The following is a 21932-nucleotide window of genomic DNA, read 5'->3' on the forward strand; positions in this document are numbered from 1 at the left end:
GCGTCCCCTGCTCGATCGAGGCCGAGCGCTCGGGGAAGGCGATCCCGGAATGTCCTCACCACGTAAACACCTGCGGCCGCCGGACAGTACCCGGCGCGCGTCAGAAGCAGGCAAAAGCACCGAAGGGGCCGCCCGCACCACGGATGGCGGGCGACCCCTTCGGGTGACCGACGGGCCTGGGACCGGACGGGTCCGGGACCGGAGGCCGGTGGGTCAGGAAGCCTTGGCCTCGGCCTTGTCGGCCTTGGCAGCCTTCTCGGTCTTCACCGGCTCGGCGGCCGCGGGTACCGGGGCCGGCTTCGCGGCCTCGTAGAACTCCTCGCGCGGGGACTGGATCGCGCCCAGCGAGACGACCTCGCGCTTGAGGAACATGGCGAGCGTCCAGTCGGCGAAGACCCGGATCTTGCGGTTCCACGTCGGCATCGCCATGCCGTGGTAGCTCCGGTGCATGTACCAGGCGAGACGGCCCTTGAGCTTGATCTTCATCTTGCCCATGACGATCATCGCGACGCCCTTGTGCAGGCCGAGGCCCGCCACCGCGCCCTTGTTGGCGTGGCTGTACTCCTTCTGCGGGAAGCCCCGCATGGCGGAGACCACGTTGTCGCCGAGCACCTTGGCCTGGCGCAGCGCGTGCTGGGCGTTCGGCGGGCACCAGGCGTTCTCGTTGCCGGCCTTGCGGCCCACGAGGTCCGGCACCTGGGCGTTGTCGCCCGCGGCCCAGACGTAGTCGCTGCCGGTGACCTGGAGGGTCGGCTGGGTGTCCACGTGGCCGCGCGGGCCGAGCGGCAGGCCGAAGCGGGCCAGGGCCGGGTTGGGCTTGACGCCCGCGGTCCACACGATGGTGTTGGAGTCGACCTCGAGGCCGTTCTTCAGCACGACGTGGCCGTCGACGCAGGAGTCCATGGAGGTGGAGAGGTAGACCTCGACGCCGCGGCTCTCGAGGTGCTCCTTGCCGTACTGGCCGAGCTTCGGACCCACCTCGGGGAGGATCTTGTCGGCGGCGTCGACGAGGATGAAGCGCATGTCCTCACGGGACACGTTCTTGTAGTACTTGGCCGCGTCCCGGGCCAGGTCCTCGACCTCGCCGATGGTCTCCGCGCCCGCGAAGCCGCCGCCGACGAAGACGAAGGTGAGTGCCTTGCGGCGGATCTCCTCGTCCGTGGTGGAGTCGGCCTTGTCGAGCTGCTCGAGGACGTGGTTGCGCAGGCCGATGGCCTCCTCGATGCCCTTCATGCCGATGCCCTGCTCGGCGAGGCCGGGGATCGGGAAGGTGCGGGAGACCGCGCCGAGCGCGATCACCAGGTAGTCGAAGGGCAGTTCGTAGGCCTCGCCGACCAGCGGCGCGACCGTGGCGACCTTGCGGTCCTGGTCGATGGTGGTGACCCGGCCGGTGAGGACCTCCGCCTTGGGGAGCACGCGTCGCAGGGGGACGACGACGTGCCGCGGGGAGATGTTGCCGGCGGCGGCTTCGGGCAGGAAGGGCTGGTAGGTCATGTACGACCGCGGGTCGACGACGGTGACGGTCGCCTCGCCGTAACGCATCTTCTTCTGGATGCGCCGAGCTGCGTACAGGCCTACGTACCCACCGCCTACTACGAGGATCCTGGGACGCTCCGTGGTGCTCATGCCATCGAGTATCCCCCCGCCCTCAGGGGTGGGTTCGTGCGCCCCTTCACAAGCTCGGTCAGCGCCTGTGTTACACTTCCCGGCTTTTGTGATCAAGCCCATGCCGGGCAACGGGAACGAGTGCCCGGCCGGATCCGTTGTCAATACCTCGTGAGCTGCACCTCTTCGAATTTTCGGGTGTCGCGGGACCACGGACAGGGCTTCCACGGCACCCGACCCGAGGGCGCCCACCCACCCCTTCTGAACGTGTTCAAAGGGGGTTTGGCCGCCCGAAAGGGTCAACCGGGCCCCCTTCCTCGACTTGCGGGGGCCGATTCCTTGTGAAGAACTTCACGAACTTTCCCGTCGACACCCGCCGGAAGGGGCCCATCGGCCCTTCCGTCCACCGCTCAAACGGTGTCCGCCCTGCTCGGCAGAGTCCCACTCACCGACGGCGACGGACCACACGACGCCGTCGAGGATGTCCCGCGAACGCGACTCCCACGCCTGGCGACGTGTACACGAAAGTGAGTACACTCGATCCATGACCGACAACACCGTGACCGTCAGGGAAGCGCGCGCACACCTGGCGGAACACATCAACCGGGCCGAGGAAGGAACTCCGACCGTCATCACACGCAACGGCGCCCCAGTGGCCGCGGTCGTTCCGATCACCGACTTCGAGGCACTGGAGGAGGCCGCCGACGTGATGCTGGCTCGCGAGGCGGAAGCAGTCCTGGCCGACGGCGGGCCCACCGTTTCGATGGCCGAGCTGCTGGCGGATCTGTTCGACGAGCGCGGTGAAGGCGCGGCGTGAAGTACGCGTTCAGGTTCACCACGGCAGCACAGCGGCAGCTCCGGTCCATCAGCCGAATTGATGCCATGCGCATCCTGACCGCGCTGACCGCGCTCGGTGATGATCCGTACCGCGAGGACGCCGACGTCAAGAAGCTCACCGGCCCCTCAGGGCTCTACCGGCTGCGGGTCGGCAGCTACCGGGTCGCCTACCAGATCAACGACGGTGAACTCGTCGTCCTCGTCGTCAAGGTGGGCAACCGACGGGACGTCTACCGCAACCTGTAGCGTCCCGTCTCTCCTCGTCTCATCCCTCGTCGATCGCCAAGGACCACGCGATGCCGTCCAGGATGTCGTGTTCGCTGACCACGACCTCCTTCGCGTCGATCCGTTCCATGATCGAGAGGAGGACGAGGGCGCCCGCGCCGATCACGTCGACACGGCCGGGGTGCATGGACGGGACCGCCGCGCGTTCGGCGTGGGTGGCGCGCAGCAGCCACTCGGTGATCTCGCGGACGCGCTCCCGGGAGACCCGGGAGTGGTGGATGGCCGCCGAGTCGTACGCGGGAAGGTCCTGGGCGATCGCCGAGACCGTCGTGACCGAGCCGGCCAGGCCCACCAGGGTGCGCGCCTCGCGCAGCGGGACCGTCTCCTCGGCCCGGTCGAGGGCGGCCTCGATGTCGGCGCGCATCGCCGCGATCTGCCGCTCGGTCGGCGGGTCCGCCACCGCCCCGTCCCGCACCAGGTGCCGCTCGGTCATCCGCACACAGCCCACGTCCACGGAGCGGGCCCCGCGCACGCGGTCGTCGCCGACGACGAACTCGGTGGAGCCGCCGCCGATGTCCACGACCAGGAACGGGCGGCGCAGGTCCGCCCGCCCCGTCAGTTCCTTGGTGGCGCCGGTGAAGGAGAACTCGGCCTCCTGGTCGCCGGTGATGACCTCGGGCTCCACGCCGAGGATGTCCAGCACCCCGCGCACGAACTCGTCCCGGTTCTCGGCGTCGCGGGAGGCGGAGGTGGCGACGAAGCGCAGGCGCTGCGCGCCGTGCTCCTCGACGGCCTCCGCGTACGCGCGGCAGGCGGCGAACGTCCGCTCCAGCGCCTCGGGGGCGAGCCGGCCCGTGCGGTCGACGTCCTGGCCGAGCCGGACGATCGTCATGCGCCGGTCCAGGTCGACGAGTTCACCCGTCCGCGGGTCGGCGTCGGCCACCAGGAGCCGGATGGAGTTCGTGCCGCAGTCGACGGCGGCGACCCGGGTCATCGGCCGTCCTCCTGCGGAGCGGCCGGCTCCTCGCCGGGCAGGGTCACGCACGGGCCCTTGCGCCACCACGGGGGCAGCATCGCGAGCGCCTCGTCGCCCAGCGGGTTGACGCCGGGGCCGGCGGCCAGCGAGTGGGCGACCAGGACGTGCAGGCACTTCACCCGGTCCGGCATCCCGCCGGCGCTCGGGAAGTTCTTCAGCTCCTCGATCTCGTCACGGCGCCGGATGTAGTCCTCGTGCGCCGCGCGGTAGGCGGCCGCCAGCTCCGGGTCCGCCGCCAGCCGCTCCGTCATCTCCTTCATCACGCCGTTCGCCTCCAGCGTGCCGATCGCGGAGTTCGCCTTCGGGCACGTCAGGTAGTACAGCGTCGGGAAGGGGGTGCCGTCGGGCAGCCTCGGCGCGGTCTCGACGACGTCGGGCTGTCCGCAGGGACAGCGGTGCGCGATGGCGCGCAGCCCGCGCGGGGGCCGCCCGAGCTGCTGTTTGAAGGCCTCGACGTCCGCGTCGGTCGGCTCGGTGCGCGGGGTCGTGGGCGGAGGGGTGTCCATACGTGTCTTCCTGCGGGTCTCTGTACGGGGCGTGCGGCTCTTCCGGACTCCGGAAGGCGCTCTGGGAGGGGCTCCGGAAGGCGGTGGCCCGGAACGACGGCTGAGGGTAGTAAGGCTAAACCCGGGGCTCACCGCGCGGCGGCGTCGGACCTGTCGACCCCGTCCCAGACGTTCGCGTACCAGGGGCGGTCGGCCGCTCCGAGGTCGGTGCGCGACTTCTCGGCCGCGCCCGGGTCGATCACGATGTAGCCGGTCTCGCCGGGCTTGACGTAGTGCAGCCGCTCGCGGGCCCGCTGCTCGGCGTAGGCGTCGTCCTGCCAGCGCGCCTTGAGGTCGCGCAGCTCCTCGACCCGCTGACGGGCCTCCTCCTGCTCCTGCTGGAGGTCGGCGATCTCGGCGCGCTGGGACACGTACTGCCGCATGGGGTAGGCGAGCGCCACGATCAGCGAGCAGACCACCAGGGCGAGCAGCGCGGCCCGGCCGGTCAGCCGGGAACGGCGGGCCTGGCGTCTGGTCTGCGAACGGTAGACCCGGGCCGCGGTCTGCTCACCGATCAGCCGGATCCTGGTCGCGGTGGAGAAGCGGTCCCGGTCCTTCACGGCCATGTCCCCGTCTCCCGTTCACATTTCATACGCGCGTACGTCCCCGGACACGGTACGGGACCGTGTCCGGGGACGTACGGACGACTGGCGGAGCCGCGTCGTCAGGCGTTGCGGAACCGCGGGAAGGCGCTGCGGCCCGCGTACACCGCGGCGTCGTCGAGGATCTCCTCGATGCGCAGCAGCTGGTTGTACTTGGCCACGCGCTCGGAGCGGGCCGGGGCGCCGGTCTTGATCTGGCCGCAGTTGGTGGCGACGGCCAGGTCGGCGATGGTGACGTCCTCGGTCTCGCCGGAACGGTGCGACATCATGCACTTGAAGCCGTTGCGCTGGGCCAGCTCGACGGCGTCCAGGGTCTCGGTCAGCGAACCGATCTGGTTCACCTTCACCAGCAGGGCGTTGGCCGAGCCCTCCTCGATGCCGCGGGCCAGGCGCTCCGGGTTGGTGACGAACAGGTCGTCGCCGACGATCTGGACCTTGTCGCCGAGCTTGTCGGTGAGGGCCTTCCAGCCGTCCCAGTCGTCCTCGAACAGCGGGTCCTCGATGGAGACCAGCGGGTACGCCTCGACCAGCTCGGCGTAGTACTCCGTCATCTCGGCGGCGGAGCGCTCCTTGCCCTCGAAGACGTACGAGCCGTCCTTGTAGAACTCGGAGGCGGCCACGTCGAGCGCGAGGGCGATCTGCTCGCCCGGGGCGTAACCGGCTTCCTTGATGGCCTCGAGGATGAGGTCGAGGGCCTCGCGGTTGGAGCCGAGGTTCGGGGCGAAGCCGCCCTCGTCGCCGAGGCCGGTGGACAGGCCGCGGCTCTTCAGCACCTTCTTCAGGGTGTGGTAGACCTCGGTGCCCCAGCGCAGGGCCTCGGAGAAGGACTCCGCGCCGATCGGGGCGATCATGAACTCCTGGATGTCCACATTGGAGTCCGCGTGCGAGCCGCCGTTGAGGATGTTCATCATCGGCACCGGCAGCAGGTGCGCGTTGGGTCCGCCCAGGTAGCGGAAGAGGGGCAGGTCGCTGGCCTCGGAGGCGGCGTGGGCGACGGCCAGGGAGACGCCGAGGATGGCGTTGGCGCCGAGGGAGCCCTTGTTGTCGGTGGCGTCCAGGTCGAACATCGCCTGGTCGATCAGGCGCTGCTCGGTGGCGTCGTAGCCGACCAGCTCCGGGCCGATCTGCTCGATGACGGCCAGGACGGCCTTCTCGACTCCCTTGCCCTGGTAACGGTCGGGGTCGCCGTCACGGAGTTCGATGGCCTCGAAGGCGCCGGTGGAGGCACCGGACGGAACGGCGGCACGACCCGTGCTGCCGTCGTCGAGGCCGACCTCGACCTCGACGGTGGGGTTGCCTCGGGAGTCCAGGATTTCCCGGGCTACGACGACGTCGATGGACGGCACGAGCATCTCCTTCATGGATGTGACGTGGATCAGCCGGGCCACGGGGACCCTGCGGGACCGAGCCTATCCGGCTCCGGGCGATCGGCCATCCGGTCGGCCGCCTCTCGGACGGAACCGAGAGTAAATTGTTTCCGAACGGAACAAAGACGGGCCCGGAAACCGGAACCCCCTCGTGCCCGTCGGCCGGCACCGGACACCAGACGCCGAACACCGGACACCGGACGCCGGCGAGGACCCGCCGCGTACGGAAAAGCCCCGCCCCGGCGCGTACGGGGAACACGCACCGGGGCGGGGGAGACCCCGTGGGGACGGGGAGGGGAGGGGCTCCGTGGGGACGGAGCCCCCTGGACCTGCGGCCGCACCTTACTTCAGGTGCAGCTGCTGACCCGGGTAGATGAGGTCGGCGTCCTCGACGATGTCGTCGTTCAGCTCGAACAGCTTGTTCCAGCCGCCCTTGACGTCGTGCTCCGCGGCGATCGAGCTGAGGGTGTCGCCCTTGACCACCTTGTACTCGCCGTCGCCCTTCTCGACCTTCTCGCCGGTCGGGGTGGTGACGGTCTTCTTCGCGGCGGCCGGACGCTCGTCGGAGCGGGAGGCCTTCTGCTCGGTGGAGCGCTCGGGGGCGGAGCCGGTGCTCTGCTTCTGGGCGCTCTGCTTCCGGGTGCTCTGTTCCTGGGTGCTCTGCTTCTGGGTGTTCTGCTTCTGGGTGTTCTGCTGCTGGGTGCTCTGCGAGGAACCGCTGTTCTGGTTCCCGGCGCTCTGGTTGCCGGAGCCGCCGCCGGCGTAGGCGGCGTTGGACAGGCCCTTGCCGCAGACCGGCCAGGCGCCCTTGCCCTGGCCCGCGAGGACCTTCTCGGCTATCTCGATCTGCTGGGCCTTGCTGGCCCGGTCGGCGGTGGCGGCGTACTGCGTGCCGCCGTAGCCGGCCCAGGTGGAAGCGGAGAACTGCAGGCCGCCGTAGTAGCCGTTGCCGGTGTTGATGGACCAGTTGCCACCGGACTCGCACTGGGCGACGGTGTCCCACTCGGAGGCGGTGGCGGCGGAAGCGTTGCCGGCCGCCATCAGCGGGGCGGCGACGGCGGCACCGGTGACGCCTGCGACGGCGATGACCCGGGTGGCCTTGGACGGACGACGGTGCTTGCCCTTGCCGGAAAACAGCATGGAAGATCCCCTCACCGACGCCTACGAGGTGAGCTGTCGGGTTCGGGCCGGTTGAGTTGCCCGGCCGCGTCCCTCACGGGACACGGCTTCACCCCTAGCCGATCCGGCGTCAATCACCGGATGCGGCACCTACCTTGGTTCCCCCGCTCCTGCCTACGGCGCATGACGCGACGAGTGTTCCCGTGCTGCCACTGGCAGGATTCGGCGTGGCGGCAGCCGGGGCCCGCGGTGGCGAGCGGTCCTGACGGTAGACACGCGCACGGCGGATAATCAAAGACGATCAGGGCTTCTGAGACCTATCTCTCATCGCCTTTATAACGGACATTCAGCGCGAAACCCGACCTCAACTGCCGCCATCGACACGCCTCTTCGAATGTCAGCCTTCGTCCGATCCGAATCCGAACGCAAGGCTCTGACCGGGAAGGATGAGGTTGGGCGCCGCCTCATCCGCCCCCGCGCCGCCCCCGCCGTACTGGGCGAGCCACCCGCCGCCGAGCGCAAGGGAGTCGACGGCGATCGAGGGACCGATTCCGGTGCCCTCGGGGGCCCTGTCGGCCGGGGAGGAGACGTCGAGGCCGCGCGAGAGGCCGAGGCCGCCGCGCGAGGCGTGCCGGCCGGAGCTTCCGGACTCACGGTCCTCACGCACCTCTTCCTCGGCACTGGCGCCACGGTGGCGGCCGGTGGGGGCCTCACTCGCGGACGCATCCGAAGAGCCCGCCTTCTGTCCCGACTTGCCCGAATCGCCCCCCTTGGCGGAGGGGGAAGCGGAAGCGGAGGGGGAGGCGCCGGGCTCGATGCCCGAACCGTCGGACTCGGGCGCTTCGTCCGCCTTCTGGCCCTTACCGACCTCGATGCCCTTGTCGCCGCCGTTGCCCTTGTTGCCCGAAGAAGCACCGGCGGACTGCGAGGGCGCCGGGGTGGCGGAGCTTCCGGTACCGGACGAGTCGTACGACGAGCCGCCGCCCGCGCCGGTGTCGGCGCCGGCCTTGCCCAGGTCGCCACCCAGGCCCGACAGCAGGCCGCAGGCCTGCCACGCGCCGACCCCCTGGTCGGCGAGGATCTTCTCGGCCACGGCTATCTGCTGGCCGCGGCTGGCCTGGTCGGCGCTGGACGCGTAGTCGAGGCCGCCGTACTTCTCCCAGTCCGCCTGGGTCAACTGCAGGCCGCCGTAGTAGCCGTTGCCGGAGTTCTGACTCCACGAGCCGCCGGACTCGCACTCCGCGACCCGGTCCCAGGTCACACCCTCGGCCGCGCTGGCGCCACTGGCCCCGAGGAGCGGAATCGCGATGGCTGAGCCGGTCACTCCGGCAGCGACGACAAAAGCCGGAGCCTGGCGGGGGCGACGGTGACGACCGTTCCCGGAGAGCATGCGGAGACCTTTCGCAGGACAACAGTTACCCGCACGGCGAGTCGAACTGCGCAGCTGTGCAACCGAGGCGCCGTGCTTGATGGGTGAACGTAGCCGCAGACAATCGCTTGTCACAAGTTCATGCCGCGCAGATCACATGAAGATCACAGAGCTGACCGAACGTCATGTCCGCACTGCCCCGACGACGGTGCGACGGACCGTGCCCGAAGGGGTCCCGACCGTCACTTCAGAGGCGTACGGAGGATGCGCAAAAGCCACTTCTGCGGCAACCCGGTGGCCTTCACGGGTCCGTCCGGCGGGTTGCTACGGCAGACATCCGGTGACCGTTCAGTAAGTCACTTCGGCCATGGGCTGAATTCCACCGGCAGGGTCCGCAGTCCGCGCATGATGAGCCCGCCGCGCCAGCGCAGTTCGGCCGGATCCGACGCGAGCCTGAGGTCCGGCAGTCGGGTCAGCAGCGTGGCGAGCGCGGTCTGGCCCTCCAGCCGGGCCAGCGGGGCGCCCAGGCAGTAGTGGATGCCGTGGCCGTACCCCAGGTGCTGGTTGTCCCGCCGGGCGAGGTCGAGCACGTCGGGATCGGCGAACCGCTCCGGGTCGCGGTCCGCGGCGGCCAGGACGACGAGGACCGGGTCCCCGGCCGCGATGTGCTGCCCGCCGAGGGTGAGCGCCTCGGTGGCGAACCGCCAGGTGGCCAGCTCCACGGGCCCGTCGTAGCGCAGGAGTTCCTCCACGCCGGTCTCCAGCAGCCCGCGCTCCCCGGCGGCGAGCGAGGCTTGCAGGCGCTCGCGCTGCTCGGGGTGGGTGAGCAGGGCGTAGGTGCCGTTGCCGATGAGGTTGACGGTGGTCTCGAAACCGGCGAACAGCAGGATGAACGCCATGGCGGCGGCCTCGTTCTCGGTGAGGTGCTCACCGTGGTCGGAGGCGCGGATCAGGCCGGAGATGAGGTCCTCGCCGGGGGCGGGTTCGGCGGGCAGTGCCTCGCGCTTGCGGTGGATGAGGTCGGCGAGGTAGCCGCGCATCTTCTTCACCGACCGGGCGACCCCTCCCCGGGGTCCGCCCTGATGCCGAATCATCATGCCCGCCCAGTCCCGGAAGTCGTCCTGGTCCTCCCGGGGGACGCCGAGCAGGTCGCAGATGGCGTAGATGGGGAGCGGGAAGGCGAACTCGTGGATGAGGTCGGCGGAGCCGCGCTCCGCGAACCGGTCGATGAGCCCGTCGGTGAGCTCCTGCACCCGGGACTCGAACTCGGCGACGCGGCGCGGTGTGAACGCCTTGCTGACCAGTCTGCGCAGCCGGGTGTGGTCCGGCGGGTCGATGTTGAGCAGGTGCGTCATCAGCTCGGCCTTGCGCTCACCGGGAATGCCGGTCTTCCCCTTGGCGTGGGCGGGCTCGTCGTGGTGCGCCGGGTTCTTGGAGAGACGGGGGTCGGCAAGGGTCTGCCGGGCGTCGGCGTACCGGGTGACCAGCCAGGCCTCCACCCCGCTGGGCAGCCGCGTCCGGTGCACGGGCGCGTGCTCGCGCAGCCAGGCGTAGGCGGGGTACGGGTTGCTCGCGAACTCCCAGGTGAAGAGTTCGGGGGCGGTGCTCTCGGGCTGGGGCTGGTGCTGGTCGGTCACACCCCGACGGTATCCGCCCCCTTCTCCCCGAAGGCCCTCCCCTTGCTCCTCCGGTTACTCCCCTACTCCCCCGTTGCTTCCCCGCCGGTCCCTTCCGCGGCCCGTATCGCGTCCCGGTACGCGCGGGCCGCCGCGCGCAGGGCCGCCTCCGGGTCGACGCCCTCCGCCTCGGCCCGTACCGCCAGGGCGAGCAGGTCGTAGCCGATGCCCTCGACCCGGGGCAGGGAAACGTCCAGGCCCGCGGTGCGGACGCGGGAGGCCAGTTTGGCGGCGAGGGCCAGGCCGGGCTGGCCCATGGGGATGCCCTCGGTGACCGAGGTGCGCTGCTTCTCGACGGCCTTGGTGCGCAGCCAGTGCGCCTTGACCTCCTCGGGGGTGGTCGCCGTCTCGTCGCCGAAGACATGGGGGTGGCGGTGGATGAGCTTGGCGACGATGCCGCCGGCCACGTCGTCGACGGAGAAGGGCTCCTCCGGATGCTCCTCGGCGATCCGGGCGTGGAAGACGACCTGGAGGAGGACGTCGCCCAGTTCCTCGCGCAGTTCGTCCCGGTCGCCCTCCTCGATCGCCTCGACGAGTTCGTACGCCTCCTCGATGCCGTACTTGGCCAGGCCCTTGTGGGTCTGCAGTGACGACCAGGGGCACTCGGCGCGGATGCGGTCCATGACCTGGACGAGGTCGAGCAGGCGGGCGCCCGGCAGGTCGTAGGAGGCGGGCAGCAGCTCCAGCTCCGGCATCCGGACGCGGCCGGTGCCCGCGAGGCGGGCCAGGCCGTCGGTCAGAGCGGGCTCGCCCTCGCCCGTCGCCACGACGACCACGGTCCGCCCGCCGGCGCAGGCCTCGACCAGGTCCTGGGCGGCCGGTGCCGCTTCCTCGACGGCTATGCCCGCCTCCCGCAGGTACGGCAGCTGAGGATGGGCGCCGTCCGCGCACAGCACCCGGTCGGCCGCGTGCAGGGCCTGCCAGGCGGGCCAGGACAGCAGGCCGGGCGCGACGCGGTGGCTGGTGGTGAGCAGGACGACGCGGCCGGGCGGCGCGGCGGAGGGGGCTGCGGGACTGGTTGCGTTCACGGTCCGAAACTAACCCACGGCCTCGCCGGCCCCAGAAAGTTGTCCACAGGGGAACCGGCGCGGTGTGACAGTAGGCCTGCCGCCTCAGGCGATCGGCTGGCTTCCGTCCACCGTGACGTCCCGGACCCACGGGGTCCTGGCGTCGACGCGGCTGCTCTTCTCGTCGTCCCAGGTGCCGTAGCGCGGGTTGAGGTCGACGTCGAGCTTCCTGCTCGCCTCGGACAGGGCCTGCCAGAACTCGGGCCGGCTGGTGTCGGTGCCGAGCTGCCGGGCGAGCTTCTGCGCCTGGACCTGGAGGCGGAGGTTGTCGTCGAGGCGCCGCGGCGGGATGCCGTACTGCTGCAGCCAGGCCGCCTCCAGCGCCTCGGCTCCGCCGGCCTGCTGCTCCAGGCCGGCCCGCATCCCCTGGACCTCCTTGGGGGTGACGCTCACCCCGGCGTCGCGCGCGGCACGCTCCAGCACACGGTCCAGGACCATGCTGTGCAGGGTGTCGCGGGTGAGGCTGCCGGTGCGGGCGACGGCCTGCTCGTACTGGGCCTCCGGCACCGCCTCCTGCTGGGCCGCGCGGATCTCTCCGACCCGGTCCTCCAGCTGCGACACCGTGATCCGCTGTCCGCCCACGACGGCCGCCGCGCCGGGATGCGCGTCGTTCCCGCAGGCCGTGAGCAGGGGGGCCGCCATCGTGAGGGCGGCGGTGAGGAGGAGCGCGGTGCGACGACGGCGATGCAAGGAAACCTCCTGAGGAGAGCTTGTGCGGCGGTGCACAAAGTCCTGCGGTGATCGATAGTAGGCAGCGGCCGGGCTCTGGCCAACCCATTCGACCAACGATTCACCGCGACTTCGAGCACCGCCGCCCCGCTCGCCGGGCGAGGCGGCCCGCGATCCGTGGCGGCGCTGCCGGTGACGCACCGCCCCACCGGTCAGGCGGCGGCCAGCTCGCACCAGACGACCTTGCCCCGGTTGCCCTCCCTCGCCAGCGGCTGCCATCCCCACAGATCGGCGTAGGCCTTGACCAACGCCAGCCCGCGCCCCTCCTCCAGGTCCACGACCCGTTCCAACGGCACCGGCGGCTCCGGCGGCGCGGGGTCCGCGTCCCACGCCCCGATCCGCAACACCCCCGCCGCCCACCGCACCCGCAGGGCGGCGGGTCCCTTGGTGTGCCGCACGGCGTTGGAGACCAGCTCGGCGGCGAGCAGTTCGGCGGTGTCGACGAGACGGATCAGGCCGTGCATGGTGAGGATCAGCCGGAGGGTCCGGCGGCTGATCGTGACGGCGCGGGGATCGTTGGGGATGTAGAGGCAGTACTCCCAGGGGTCGGCCGTGGTGCCGGTTCCGGACATGGGTCAGCTCCTGTCGTCGGGTGAGGGGTCGTGCTCTGCAGCGGTGTGCGGGCGGTGGCATCGCCGCAGCCGTCATGGCAGGACGGAGCGGTGCACTTCCGGAGCCCCGGAATGCCGCAGCGTGTGCATCGCGTCACTGACGGTAGATCTAAATTTAGGGACGCGGCAAGCCGGTCGCGTAATCTGACGCCGAACGAGTCGCGTCCACAAGCACGTCAGGGAGCCGGACCATGGTGAAGAGGCGCGAACCAACGGCACGCCAGATGCGACTGGCAACCGAACTGCGCAGACTCCGTGAGACCGCGGGCCTCAACTCCCGCCAGGCAGCCGGGCTGCTCGGCGTGAGCCCCGCCCAGATCACCCACATCGAGTCCGCGCTCGCAGGCGTGAGCGAGCAGCGCCTCCGTCGCCTCGCCTCCCACTACGCCTGCACCGACAAGGAGTTCATCGACGCCCTGGCGACGATGGCCACCGATCGGACGCGCGGCTGGTGGGAGGAGTACCGGGGCCGCCTCCCCACGCCATTCCTGGACTTGTCCGAACTGGAGCACCACGCGCGGTTCCTGCGCCATGTGGCGGTCCTGTACGTACCGGGCCTGCTGCAGACGGAGGACTACGCGCGTGCCGTCTTCTCGTCCAGACTGCCGGAACTGACCCCCGAGGAAGTCGAGTTGCGCATCCAGCACCGGAGGGAGCGCCAGGAGTTCACCATCCCGTACGAAGCGGTGATCCATGAGGCGGCACTCCGGATCAGAGTCAGCGACCGTGCCACCTCAAGGGCCCAGCTCACCCGGCTCCTCGAACTCTCCGAAGCGGACCACATCACCGTGCGCGTCATCCCCTTCGACCTGGACGGCTTCGCCAGCGCCTCAAGCACGATGACGTACGTGGGCGGCCCCCTGCTCAAGCTCGACACCGTGGTCCGCGACGCGCTGCACGGCTCGGCCTTCATCGATTCCGAGGCTCAGCTCAACACCTACCGAACGAGTTTCCGTAAGGTGGAGGCCGCGTCACTCGAACCCGAACAGTCGCGTGAATTCGTCCACAGGCTGGCGAAGGAGTTGTGAGGAACCCCATGGACACCTGGCGGAAGTCGTCCTACTCGGGCCCGGGTGACGGCAACGAGTGTGTCGAGATAGCGAACTCCCCCACCCACATAGCCGTCCGCGACTCAAAGGCCCCGTCCGGGGCCACCCTCGCCTTCCCGGCCGACGCCTTCAGCACCTTCGTCGAAGCCCTCAAGAGTGAGGGCCGTTCGACGAGGGCCGGACTCGACAACTGACCAGTCAGGGACGAGCGCGCCGGCCCCATGAACCTATTCAACAGGTTGCGCCACACGCCGTGGGTCGCAGTCGCGGACCGATTCCCGGAGCCAGAGGACGGAGAGAGCGCGGGCACGGCCGAAGACGGCGACGAGGTCCGCTTGGTGCGCCCAGGACCCCGCGCCCGCCCCGAAACCCCTCAAGGAACCTGAGTCGTATCCCCGGCCTCATCGGCGAAGGCCAAGACTCCATGTTTGCGGCACAGAGGACAAGCATTCCTCTCACGGTTCGCAAAGTTATCCAACAGCTCATAGCCGACTACCAGTACGACCTCATTCCCCTCGTACGACTCCAGGTTGATCACCGCAGCCTCAAGCAGGCCAATCTCATCGACAAGCAAGGGGATATCACGAACACCTCGGATCGACGCCAGCCCGACTCTCGCATAAAGCGACGGCACCAGAGTCAACCCGCTGGCATTGGCGATCGTCTCTCCACTCGCGTCGCTCAATTCGGAAATCTGAGCATGGGAATGTTCAAAAACTCCAACGAGGGCGACTAATTCTCGAGCTGTGATTGCAATCACATTCGAAGTGGCTGGCGCCAGAGGGGCGTGAAGCTCGTCACGATGACGTCGATACATCGATACGCTCCCAGAAAACCCTATATACAGGGACACTGAATTTATCTTGATATCCAGCCGAGCCGTGCGCCACGACCAATGGCACGGAAGCCAAATACCGCCTCACATGTAACACAAAATCCCACCGTTTGAATGCTCTTCGGTCGCGCTTTATGCCAACCTGCCCTTTCCTTTACATACCGAACCGTCGGCCGTCGCCACCAAAGCCGTAATGGGGACAGCACGGAAGGAGCAGGCGTACAGCGCTCACCGCCTGCTCCAGCCGGTGCGGATCGACCTCGAACGGAGGCCACGCCAGCCGAGCCGTCCGCAGGCCGGCGCGGTGGAGCAGTCGGTACCGGGCCCGAGGGGGTGCCGACACTCCTCGCGACTCCTCTCCGGGCCAGGACATAAGCCTGGCTTCCAGGACTCACGAAACCGAGGCCGGACCATCATTCCTCGGATCCAACCGAACCGGCCGACAAAGCAACTCGCCCCGGTCACCCAGCGATTACCAAGCCGACCACGACCGAGATCGTGCACGCGGCGTAAGTCACCGCAAATTTGAGCGCCACTCCTACTGTCACCTCGGACTCCCGCTGGAATCTTGATTCCATAAGGCGAGCAATACCGGCTACGGCTATCCCCGTGATCACTAGTGCGATTCCCAGGTTTTTCATCGAATCCACCGTCATCTCTCCACGGGTGCGGGGCTTCAGTGAAGCCCCGCACCCTGCCTGCTATCGATCTTCTTGGGTGAGTCCCCACCTGCCGCGGACTCCACACCGACCTCGTCGAACTCGTCGGCGCCGTTCCCGCTGAGGGCCTTCTGCGAGCCGCGACAAGTGGCTCACCAAGATTCGACCACCCGCGCTGTCAGCGTGAGATTCTCCTCCAGTGGCTGACTGAGCGGTCCATTCTCCCACTGCTGCGGACGTGTCGGATTCTTCTGACCCAGTGCGCGGTTCGCCCAGCGATACCGCCTCCGGCCGCCCAAGCCCCAGCCTGCCATGATGCCGCGTAGTAACCGCCCCGGGTACGCTTGCGCCGAGGAGTGTTGAGTCGATAGTTGACGGATGCCGCAATAGCAGAGCCTGCGGCTACGCATCCTACGGTCGCGACGAATCCGGTGAAGAAGCTGCAGCCCGCAGCCACCCCTACGCCGATGGCGGCACTGCCGTGCTTCTTCCAGGTTCTTCCGCCACGGCAGCCGCCGCCCTTACGCCTGCCCAGCAGACACCAACGTCCGTCGAGGTCGTATTTGTTCAGCGGGTCGGCGTAGACGTAGTCGTAAGCGTTGGCGTTGCCTCCCGCAATCGGGTCGACGGAGAGGAAGCGTCCGCTGGTCGGGTCGTAGAGGCGGACGCCCATGAGGGTGATGCCGTTGGGGGTTTCACTGGAGCGTTGCTTACCGCCGAGCCAGCCGTAGCGTGCAGGGTCGGTGCCGGGCAGCAGGTTTCCGTACTCGTCGTGGGTGTTGACGATCGGCGTGGTGTCGTCGACGAGCGGGATCTGGGTGCCGATGTCGCCGTGCAGGTTGGAAAGTTGCAGGGTGACGTCGCCGGTTGCGCTGGTGGTGGCGATCAGGTTGCCGGAGAGGTCTTCGAGGCTGCGGCTGATGGCGCCATTGCCTTCCGCGGTCCAGTCCGGGCTGTCGCCGTCGCCACCGTAGTGGTTGGTCCTGGTGGCGGCCATGCCCCAGGTGCCGTCCTCGGCTTGTTCCTCGGTCGCCCAGGAGGCCAGGCGTCCGGCCGCGTCCAGGCTCCAGGTCGTGCGCTTGGAGTCGGCGGTGATCTGGCGGACGAGGTCGTTCGCGTAGTAGGCGTTCTTGGCGCCGCCGGCCTGTGCGGTGGTGCGGCCGAAGGCGTCGTAGACGGTACCGGTGGAGATCAGCCGGTCGGCGCTGTCGTAGGTGGAGTTGACGGTGTCGGTGAGGGGTTCACCACCGTCGACGTCGTCGATCGTGGTGGTCAGCGAGGTGCGGTTGGTGTTGTTGTCGAAGGTGTAGGCGCGGTGGGTGGTGACGCCGGACTGGGAGTCGTCCACCCGGGTCAGGCGGCCTGCCGCGTCATAGGTGTACTCCTGGTAGGCGCCGCCACCGGTGTAGGTGGTGCGGGTGACGATCTGGTCGTGGATGGACCGGGTCGTGGACTCGCCCTGGACCGTCCAGCCGGACTCCCAGTGCCAGTAGCGGGAAGTCTCCTCGCCGGTGGGGTCGAGGTTGAACTCGACGTCCATGTTCCACGGCAACTTCTGCTTGTAGAGGCGGCCGTCGGAGTCGTAGAAGCCGGTCACGTCGCCGATCGTGCCCATGACGGAGTCATGGATCCTGGTGGGCAGTCCGGCGGGGTTGTCGTAGTCGTAGGTGACCGTGGACGGGGCCGAGTCGGTGACCCTGATCCTGCGGTTGCGGTTGTCGTACTGGGTGCGGGTGACGTCGCCGGTGCCGTCGTCGTAGGTGATCTCCCGGCCGAGCTGGTCGGTGGTGCGGCGGATGGTGGCGGTGCCGTTGGCAGTGGTCGCCACGGAGCCGTTGCCCGGGTCGTAGGTGGTGGTCTGGGCCGGCACCGCGGTGCCGATGCCGCCGGTCACCTTGGTCTGCGTCAGACGTCCGGCTGCGTCGTAGGTGTTCTCCGTGGTGCGGGTGACGCCGTTGGCGGTCTCGATGACCTTGGCCTCGTTGCCCCAGCGGTCATATTCGGTGGTTCTGACCGGCAGTTCGTCCGGGTTCGAGCCACCTCCGGCGATTTTTCCGGCCGGGCCGGTGGAGCAGACCAGGTCGGCCCATTCCGGCCGTCCCTCACAGGTGCCGGTGCCGATGGCGGACCAGTAGCGGGTGACGGTGGCGCCCGCGTCCGAGCCGTTGGACTTGGGGAGGGTGGTCTTGACGACCCTCCCCTGGGCGTCGTAGTCGGTGGTCCTGGTCAGCTTGAGCCCGCCGGGGTCGGTGACCTCGCTGGTGGGCAGGCCCTTGACCCAGTCGTAGGCGGTCGTGGAGGTACGTACGTCGCCATCGGTGGGATAGCCGTCGATCGCCGCGCCGACCAGGGTGGTGGTGGCCTGGTCGGAGACGGTGGCGCTGCCGTCGGTGGGTCGGCCCTCGTCGTAGCGGTTGACGGTGTGCTCACGTGCGGCGACCAGGGCGTCGGCCGGGAGGTCGGGGCTGTCCTCGTCACCCCGGAGAGCCTTGGTCAGCGTGACCAGGTGCAGCGGCCCTGACTGCTCCAGCATGCGCTTGCCGTCGTCCGAGTACACCGAGACAGTGCCGAGCTTGCGGGCGCGTTCGGCCGGGGAGTCGGCGAGGATACCGAGTTCGCTCTGGGTGTTGACCTGATAGTCCTCGTTGCCCAGGGCGAGTTCCAGGTTGGTGGCCGTCAACTCGAAGATGACGTTGCCGAACCGGTCGTACTGCTTGGCCGTCAGGTGCCGGCCGGGCAGACCGGTGTTGACCTCGCGGCCGGAGGCGTCGGTGTAGGTGACGGTGGCTTTGTCGTAGTCGGCTGCGCCCAGGTCGCCACCGGTGTGGGAGGCGGGCACCTGGTCGGCGGGGAAGATCGCGGTGGCGTCCGTCGGGGCGTCCGTCTGGCTCCACTTCGCGGTCTCGGCGAGCGAAACCTGGTTCGGGGCCTTGGCGCCGGCGAGCGGAACGTCGTAGACGATGGAGGTGGTGGCCTTGCCGCCGTCCTGCTCGTCCTTGCTGCCGGCCTTCAGCGTCGGTCGGGAGACCGCCAGCAGCATGCCGTCACCGGCCACCGTGCCGGAGCCGGCCCTGCCGTACGTGAACGTCCACGGCAGCTCGCCCGGTGGGGTCAGGGTGACCACGCGGCCGGCGCTGTCGTAGGTGTAGGTGGTCTTCAGCGCCGGGGAGATGCGCGGGTCCCACTGCTCGCGCAGGCGGCCCTGGCCGTCGTAGGTGTATTGGGAGACGACCGTGGCGGTGGAGGTCGACGCACCCGGGGCAGTGGTCCACAGGCGGATCCGTGTGACCTGCCCGGCCACGTCACCGAGCGTGCTGCCGCTCGCCGTGGTCGTGGTGGCGTACTGGTACTCCAGGATCCTGCAGCCCTTGGTCGACGGCGTGCTCGCGCAGGTGGCGGCGGAGGCCGCCGACGAGGGCGCGATCACGTACTTCGGACGGGCCAGGGTCTTGCCGCCCGCCGTGACCTTCTCCGAGATCACCGTCGTCGTGGAGTTTTCCGTGGGCAGGAAGGTCCTCGACAGCTGCCAGGTGGTGGCCGCCGCGTCCACCTTGGCGAACACCGAGGTGGTGCCCTCCGTGTCCTTCAGCGTGAAGGAGCCCGTCAGCGTGCCGGTCAGGGTCAGGTCCTCGGCGCCGGTTTCCGGCTTCCAGCCACCGCCCTTGACCGCGGTGAAGCCGATCTCCTCGCCGTCCACGTCCACGACGGCCACCGACGTCGACGAGGTCGAGCGTACGTAGGCCCAGTCGCTCTCGGAGAGTTCGGCCAGGGTGCCCGCGGTCCACTGGGGACCGAAGATGGCGACCTGCCCCTCCTGCTGGGACCCGTTCGCCGGGCGGCGGGAGGAGAAGGAACGTGTGGCGGTCAGGTCGAACCCGGAGGCATCGGTGGCCGACAGACCGAAATCACCGGTGAGCGTGTTCACGCTGCCCGGGCCGACCTCCTCGCTGGGTGCCTCGCCGGCATTGCGGTCCACCGTGATCGTGCTGGCCGGGGACGCGTCGCTGGTGCTTCCGTCGGTGAACACCGCACGGACGTCCACCGGGCCGTCTTCGCCGAAGGTGTCGGTGACGTTCCAGGTCAGCACCTCGGCCTCGCCGCCGGTGACCTTCGCCGGCCAGGCGGACAGGGTCGAGCCGTCGGCCTTGCGGCGCGTGTCCTTGGCGGGGATGTCCTTCCAGGTGTCCGTCTCACCGCGGCGGTACTGGTAGCGCACCCCGGTGTCGCCCGTCTTGCCCTGACCGGTCAGCTCGGCGCGGCGAGCGGTACGGTCCCCGTCACCGGGGGTGAGCAGAGCCGCGCCGGAACCGGCGTAGAAGGTGTGGCCGGTGGTGGCCGAGACGTTGCCGGCCGCGTCCTTGGTGCGCACGGTCAGGGTGTGCTTGCCCGCGCGGAAGACCGGCTTGCGGGAGACGGCCGCACCGGTGGTGGCCGCCGACTGCCAGGCACCTCCGTCCAGGTTCCACTGGACCTCCTTCACGTCGCTGGCCGGCGGGGTGAAGGTGAAGGTGCCGGTGAAGTCACCGTTGTCGTCCGGTGTCCCGGACCACTGGCCGGCCGGGAAGTCGGTGGAGGACACCTTCGTCGTCGCCGGAGCCGTGGTGTCGACCGTGAGCGTGCGGAAGGCGGACCAGGAACTGGTCGCCGAACCGTCCGAGGCACGCGCACGCCACTTGTAACCGCCCGCCGGCAGCGCCGAGGGCTTCCAGGACGCTTGTGCGCCGGAGGCCACATAGCCGCTGGCGCCGGAACGCAGCGCGGAGGTGCCGTTGGGCGTCCAGACCTCGAAGTCGAACTTGACCTGCGAGCCGTCCCCGTCCAGCGCCTTGGCCGACAGGGTCGGCGTGGTGACGTTGGTGGCGGCCGCGGCCGCCGGGGATATCAGGGTCGGAACGGCGGGGATGGAGTTGTAGGTCACCGACAGATAGGGGGTCTTGGACGCCGCGTTGCCGGAGTTGAACCGCTTCCAGCCCTGCGGGTCGGACTCGTCGGAAGCCCGCAGCCCCAGGTGATTGGTGCCGTTTCCGTTGGACGCCCACGACTTCACCAGCGAGGTCGCGTCGATGTTGACCCAGCCGTCGTTGCAGGAGCTGGAATACCCCTTGGTCTGGGTACTGGTGGCGTGTGCCGCACCCCAGCTGGGCTGGCTGGTCCAGCGGGTGCTCGTCGAGGCCGCCCCCGTGCTGTACAGGTCCCAGCCCTTGGCCGTGCACGACCAGGAGTGGAACGCGTACAGGTTCAGCTTCGCCGCGTTGATCTGCTTCCCGGTGATGTTCTTCATCGGGAACGACAGGAAGGAACGGGCCCTCTGCCCGGACCCGTTGTTGCCGATCTTCAGCTCGGTGGCGGTGGACTGGTCGGTGCCGTAGCCCTCCTGGACGAACGTGTCGAAGCTGGCACCGACGTTGACGGTCGGGTCGATGGTGACCGGGAACCGGGTCTCCTCGTCGGCCAGGAACTCGGCGTCCGGCGTCAGCGTGATGGTGATCGCGTCACCGTCCTGCGCGACCTTCACCCCGACCTTCGCGGTGTGCGTGTGCTCACCGGAGTTCTTGTCGGTACGGGCGTCCCACATCACCGGCGACGGCAGGACCCCGGCGGTCTTGCCTTTGGCGTCGGTGAAGGTGACCGACCCGTCCGCGTGCGCCTTCGCAGTCAGCCCCTTGGCCTTCAGGCTGTAGGCGACCTGACCGTTGGCATCGACGGCGGAACGGTTCTTCAGTTCCAGGAACTGCTCGTAGCCGGTCCGCGTGGACTCGATGAGCAGGTCGGTCGCCGGCAGCACGTCCTTGTACCGGGCAACCGTGTCTTCGGCGCCCTCGATCGTGGGCGTGGGCAGAGCACCGTACCAGCCGAGCTGCATCTGCCGGCCCGCACGGTCCTCCATGCTCACCAGCGGCGTCGGCGCCGACGCACTCTTCTCTCCCGCCGCCTTCAAGCCCTTCGGGGCGGCCTTCCTGCCTCCGAGGGTCAGCCCGTGAGGGTGCCCCTTCGCCTGGATCGACCCGTCCTCGACCTGGATCAGCGAAGCATCGACGTCGTGCCACGTACCGTCGTCACCCTTGAAACGGACCGGCCCGGCATACGCCTCCTCCGTGACCGTGCCATCGGGATTCACATAGATCGTCGAGGTCTCCGTACGGGCGTCGGTGACCTCGATCCTGCGCTTCTGGATCCTTGCCTTGATCCGCGCGGCCGCTTCCGAGGCGGCGGTCGCGGGGCCCAGGTTCTTGGGCTTGCCGGGAGCCTTCGCACCCGCGGTTTCACGTGTCAGTGCAACGGCTTCGCCCGTGGAGCTCACTACGGCGGCCTCGACCGCCATCAGCAGGGTCAAGGCCAGGGCCACGGGGCGCAGGCGCCTCATGGCCGGTAGTGGCCGAAACGGCAACTCGGGGTCAGCGGATCTGTGTCGTCCGTATCTGTGGATGAGAGATGACATGTGCAATCCTCGCTGGGGTGATTACTCTCTGTATCAGCAAAGGATCTTCACATGGGGTCCATGGACTGTCACGCCCCTCCACCGAGAATGACCGGAACCCGCTCGACCCCCAGGACTGACCGACTGTTCCCCCAATTCGCCATTCGCCACAGTGCGCCCTTC

General features: G+C 69.1%; 17 protein-coding genes and 1 riboswitch. Of the genes, 4 read left to right on the forward strand and 13 right to left on the reverse strand.

What is annotated here, in order from left to right:
• Window positions 1-213: 213 nt before the first annotated feature.
• Window positions 214-1626 (reverse strand): NAD(P)/FAD-dependent oxidoreductase, encoded by a 1413-nt coding sequence (locus ACWEQO_RS17380; protein ID WP_361455002.1) that lies wholly within the window; start codon window positions 1624-1626, stop codon window positions 214-216.
• A gap of 523 nt (window positions 1627-2149) precedes the next feature.
• Between ACWEQO_RS17380 and ACWEQO_RS17385 the strand changes: the two genes are divergently transcribed.
• Both ACWEQO_RS17385 and ACWEQO_RS17390 read left to right on the forward strand, forming a co-directional pair.
• The gene (locus ACWEQO_RS17385) at window positions 2150-2422 is read left to right on the forward strand and encodes a type II toxin-antitoxin system Phd/YefM family antitoxin (RefSeq protein ID WP_361454999.1); all 273 of its coding nucleotides are present in this window, start codon (window positions 2150-2152) and stop codon (window positions 2420-2422) included.
• The gene (locus tag ACWEQO_RS17390) at window positions 2419-2688 is read left to right on the forward strand and encodes a type II toxin-antitoxin system RelE family toxin (RefSeq protein ID WP_452983940.1); all 270 of its coding nucleotides are present in this window, start codon (window positions 2419-2421) and stop codon (window positions 2686-2688) included. Before ACWEQO_RS17385 ends, ACWEQO_RS17390 begins: the two co-directional genes overlap by 4 nt.
• 19 nt (window positions 2689-2707) lie before the next feature.
• On the opposite strand, the gene ACWEQO_RS17395 is transcribed toward ACWEQO_RS17390, so the two are convergent.
• The 10 genes from ACWEQO_RS17395 to ACWEQO_RS17440 form a co-directional block, all read right to left on the reverse strand.
• Window positions 2708-3661: a Ppx/GppA phosphatase family protein gene (locus ACWEQO_RS17395; protein ID WP_452983943.1), complete on the reverse strand. Its 954-nt coding sequence runs from the start codon at window positions 3659-3661 to the stop codon at window positions 2708-2710.
• Complete coding sequence (locus tag ACWEQO_RS17400) at window positions 3658-4209, reverse strand: DUF501 domain-containing protein (protein ID WP_361454990.1); 552 nt, start codon at window positions 4207-4209, stop codon at window positions 3658-3660. Before ACWEQO_RS17400 ends, ACWEQO_RS17395 begins: the two co-directional genes overlap by 4 nt.
• 128 nt (window positions 4210-4337) lie before the next feature.
• On the reverse strand, window positions 4338-4814 hold the full coding sequence (locus ACWEQO_RS17405; RefSeq protein ID WP_361454987.1) for an FtsB family cell division protein: 477 nt from the start codon (window positions 4812-4814) through the stop codon (window positions 4338-4340).
• Window positions 4815-4912: 98 nt separating this feature from the next.
• A complete protein-coding gene (eno, locus tag ACWEQO_RS17410; protein ID WP_361454984.1) occupies window positions 4913-6196 on the reverse strand; it encodes a phosphopyruvate hydratase in 1284 nt (427 codons plus the stop codon).
• Window positions 6197-6559: 363 nt separating this feature from the next.
• Window positions 6560-7357, reverse strand: a complete 798-nt coding sequence (locus tag ACWEQO_RS17415) for a transglycosylase family protein (RefSeq protein WP_452983948.1) — start codon at window positions 7355-7357, stop codon at window positions 6560-6562.
• A 3-nt stretch (window positions 7358-7360) separates the two neighbouring features.
• Window positions 7361-7528, reverse strand: a riboswitch (cyclic di-AMP (ydaO/yuaA leader).
• A 205-nt stretch (window positions 7529-7733) separates the two neighbouring features.
• Window positions 7734-8726 carry a transglycosylase family protein gene (locus ACWEQO_RS17420; RefSeq protein WP_452983951.1) on the reverse strand — a complete coding sequence of 331 codons (993 nt, stop codon included), beginning with the start codon at window positions 8724-8726 and terminating at the stop codon, window positions 7734-7736.
• 335 nt (window positions 8727-9061) lie between these two features.
• The gene (locus ACWEQO_RS17425) at window positions 9062-10342 is read right to left on the reverse strand and encodes a cytochrome P450 family protein (RefSeq protein ID WP_452983954.1); all 1281 of its coding nucleotides are present in this window, start codon (window positions 10340-10342) and stop codon (window positions 9062-9064) included.
• Between the two features lie 62 nt (window positions 10343-10404).
• Window positions 10405-11409 carry a nucleoside triphosphate pyrophosphohydrolase gene (locus ACWEQO_RS17430; RefSeq protein ID WP_452983957.1) on the reverse strand — a complete coding sequence of 335 codons (1005 nt, stop codon included), beginning with the start codon at window positions 11407-11409 and terminating at the stop codon, window positions 10405-10407.
• 84 nt (window positions 11410-11493) lie between these two features.
• Complete coding sequence (locus ACWEQO_RS17435) at window positions 11494-12138, reverse strand: SurA N-terminal domain-containing protein (protein ID WP_361454969.1); 645 nt, start codon at window positions 12136-12138, stop codon at window positions 11494-11496.
• Between the two features lie 191 nt (window positions 12139-12329).
• Window positions 12330-12749, reverse strand: coding sequence for an ATP-binding protein (locus ACWEQO_RS17440; RefSeq protein ID WP_361454966.1), 420 nt, complete (start codon window positions 12747-12749; stop codon window positions 12330-12332).
• A 230-nt stretch (window positions 12750-12979) separates the two neighbouring features.
• Between ACWEQO_RS17440 and ACWEQO_RS17445 the strand changes: the two genes are divergently transcribed.
• Both ACWEQO_RS17445 and ACWEQO_RS17450 read left to right on the forward strand, forming a co-directional pair.
• Complete coding sequence (locus ACWEQO_RS17445) at window positions 12980-13816, forward strand: helix-turn-helix domain-containing protein (RefSeq protein ID WP_452983961.1); 837 nt, start codon at window positions 12980-12982, stop codon at window positions 13814-13816.
• 8 nt (window positions 13817-13824) lie between these two features.
• Entirely contained in the window at window positions 13825-14031 is a 207-nt protein-coding gene (locus ACWEQO_RS17450; RefSeq protein ID WP_452983964.1) for a DUF397 domain-containing protein, read from the forward strand.
• A 179-nt stretch (window positions 14032-14210) separates the two neighbouring features.
• Here ACWEQO_RS17450 and ACWEQO_RS17455 read toward each other — a convergent pair whose 3' ends face one another.
• Window positions 14211-14597 carry a hypothetical protein gene (locus ACWEQO_RS17455; RefSeq protein ID WP_452983967.1) on the reverse strand — a complete coding sequence of 129 codons (387 nt, stop codon included), beginning with the start codon at window positions 14595-14597 and terminating at the stop codon, window positions 14211-14213.
• Window positions 14598-15509: 912 nt separating this feature from the next.
• On the reverse strand, window positions 15510-21695 hold the full coding sequence (locus ACWEQO_RS17460) for a DNRLRE domain-containing protein (protein ID WP_452983970.1): 6186 nt from the start codon (window positions 21693-21695) through the stop codon (window positions 15510-15512).
• Window positions 21696-21932: the final 237 nt, after the last annotated feature.

This window comes from Streptomyces sp. NPDC004051 (genome assembly GCF_053604275.1).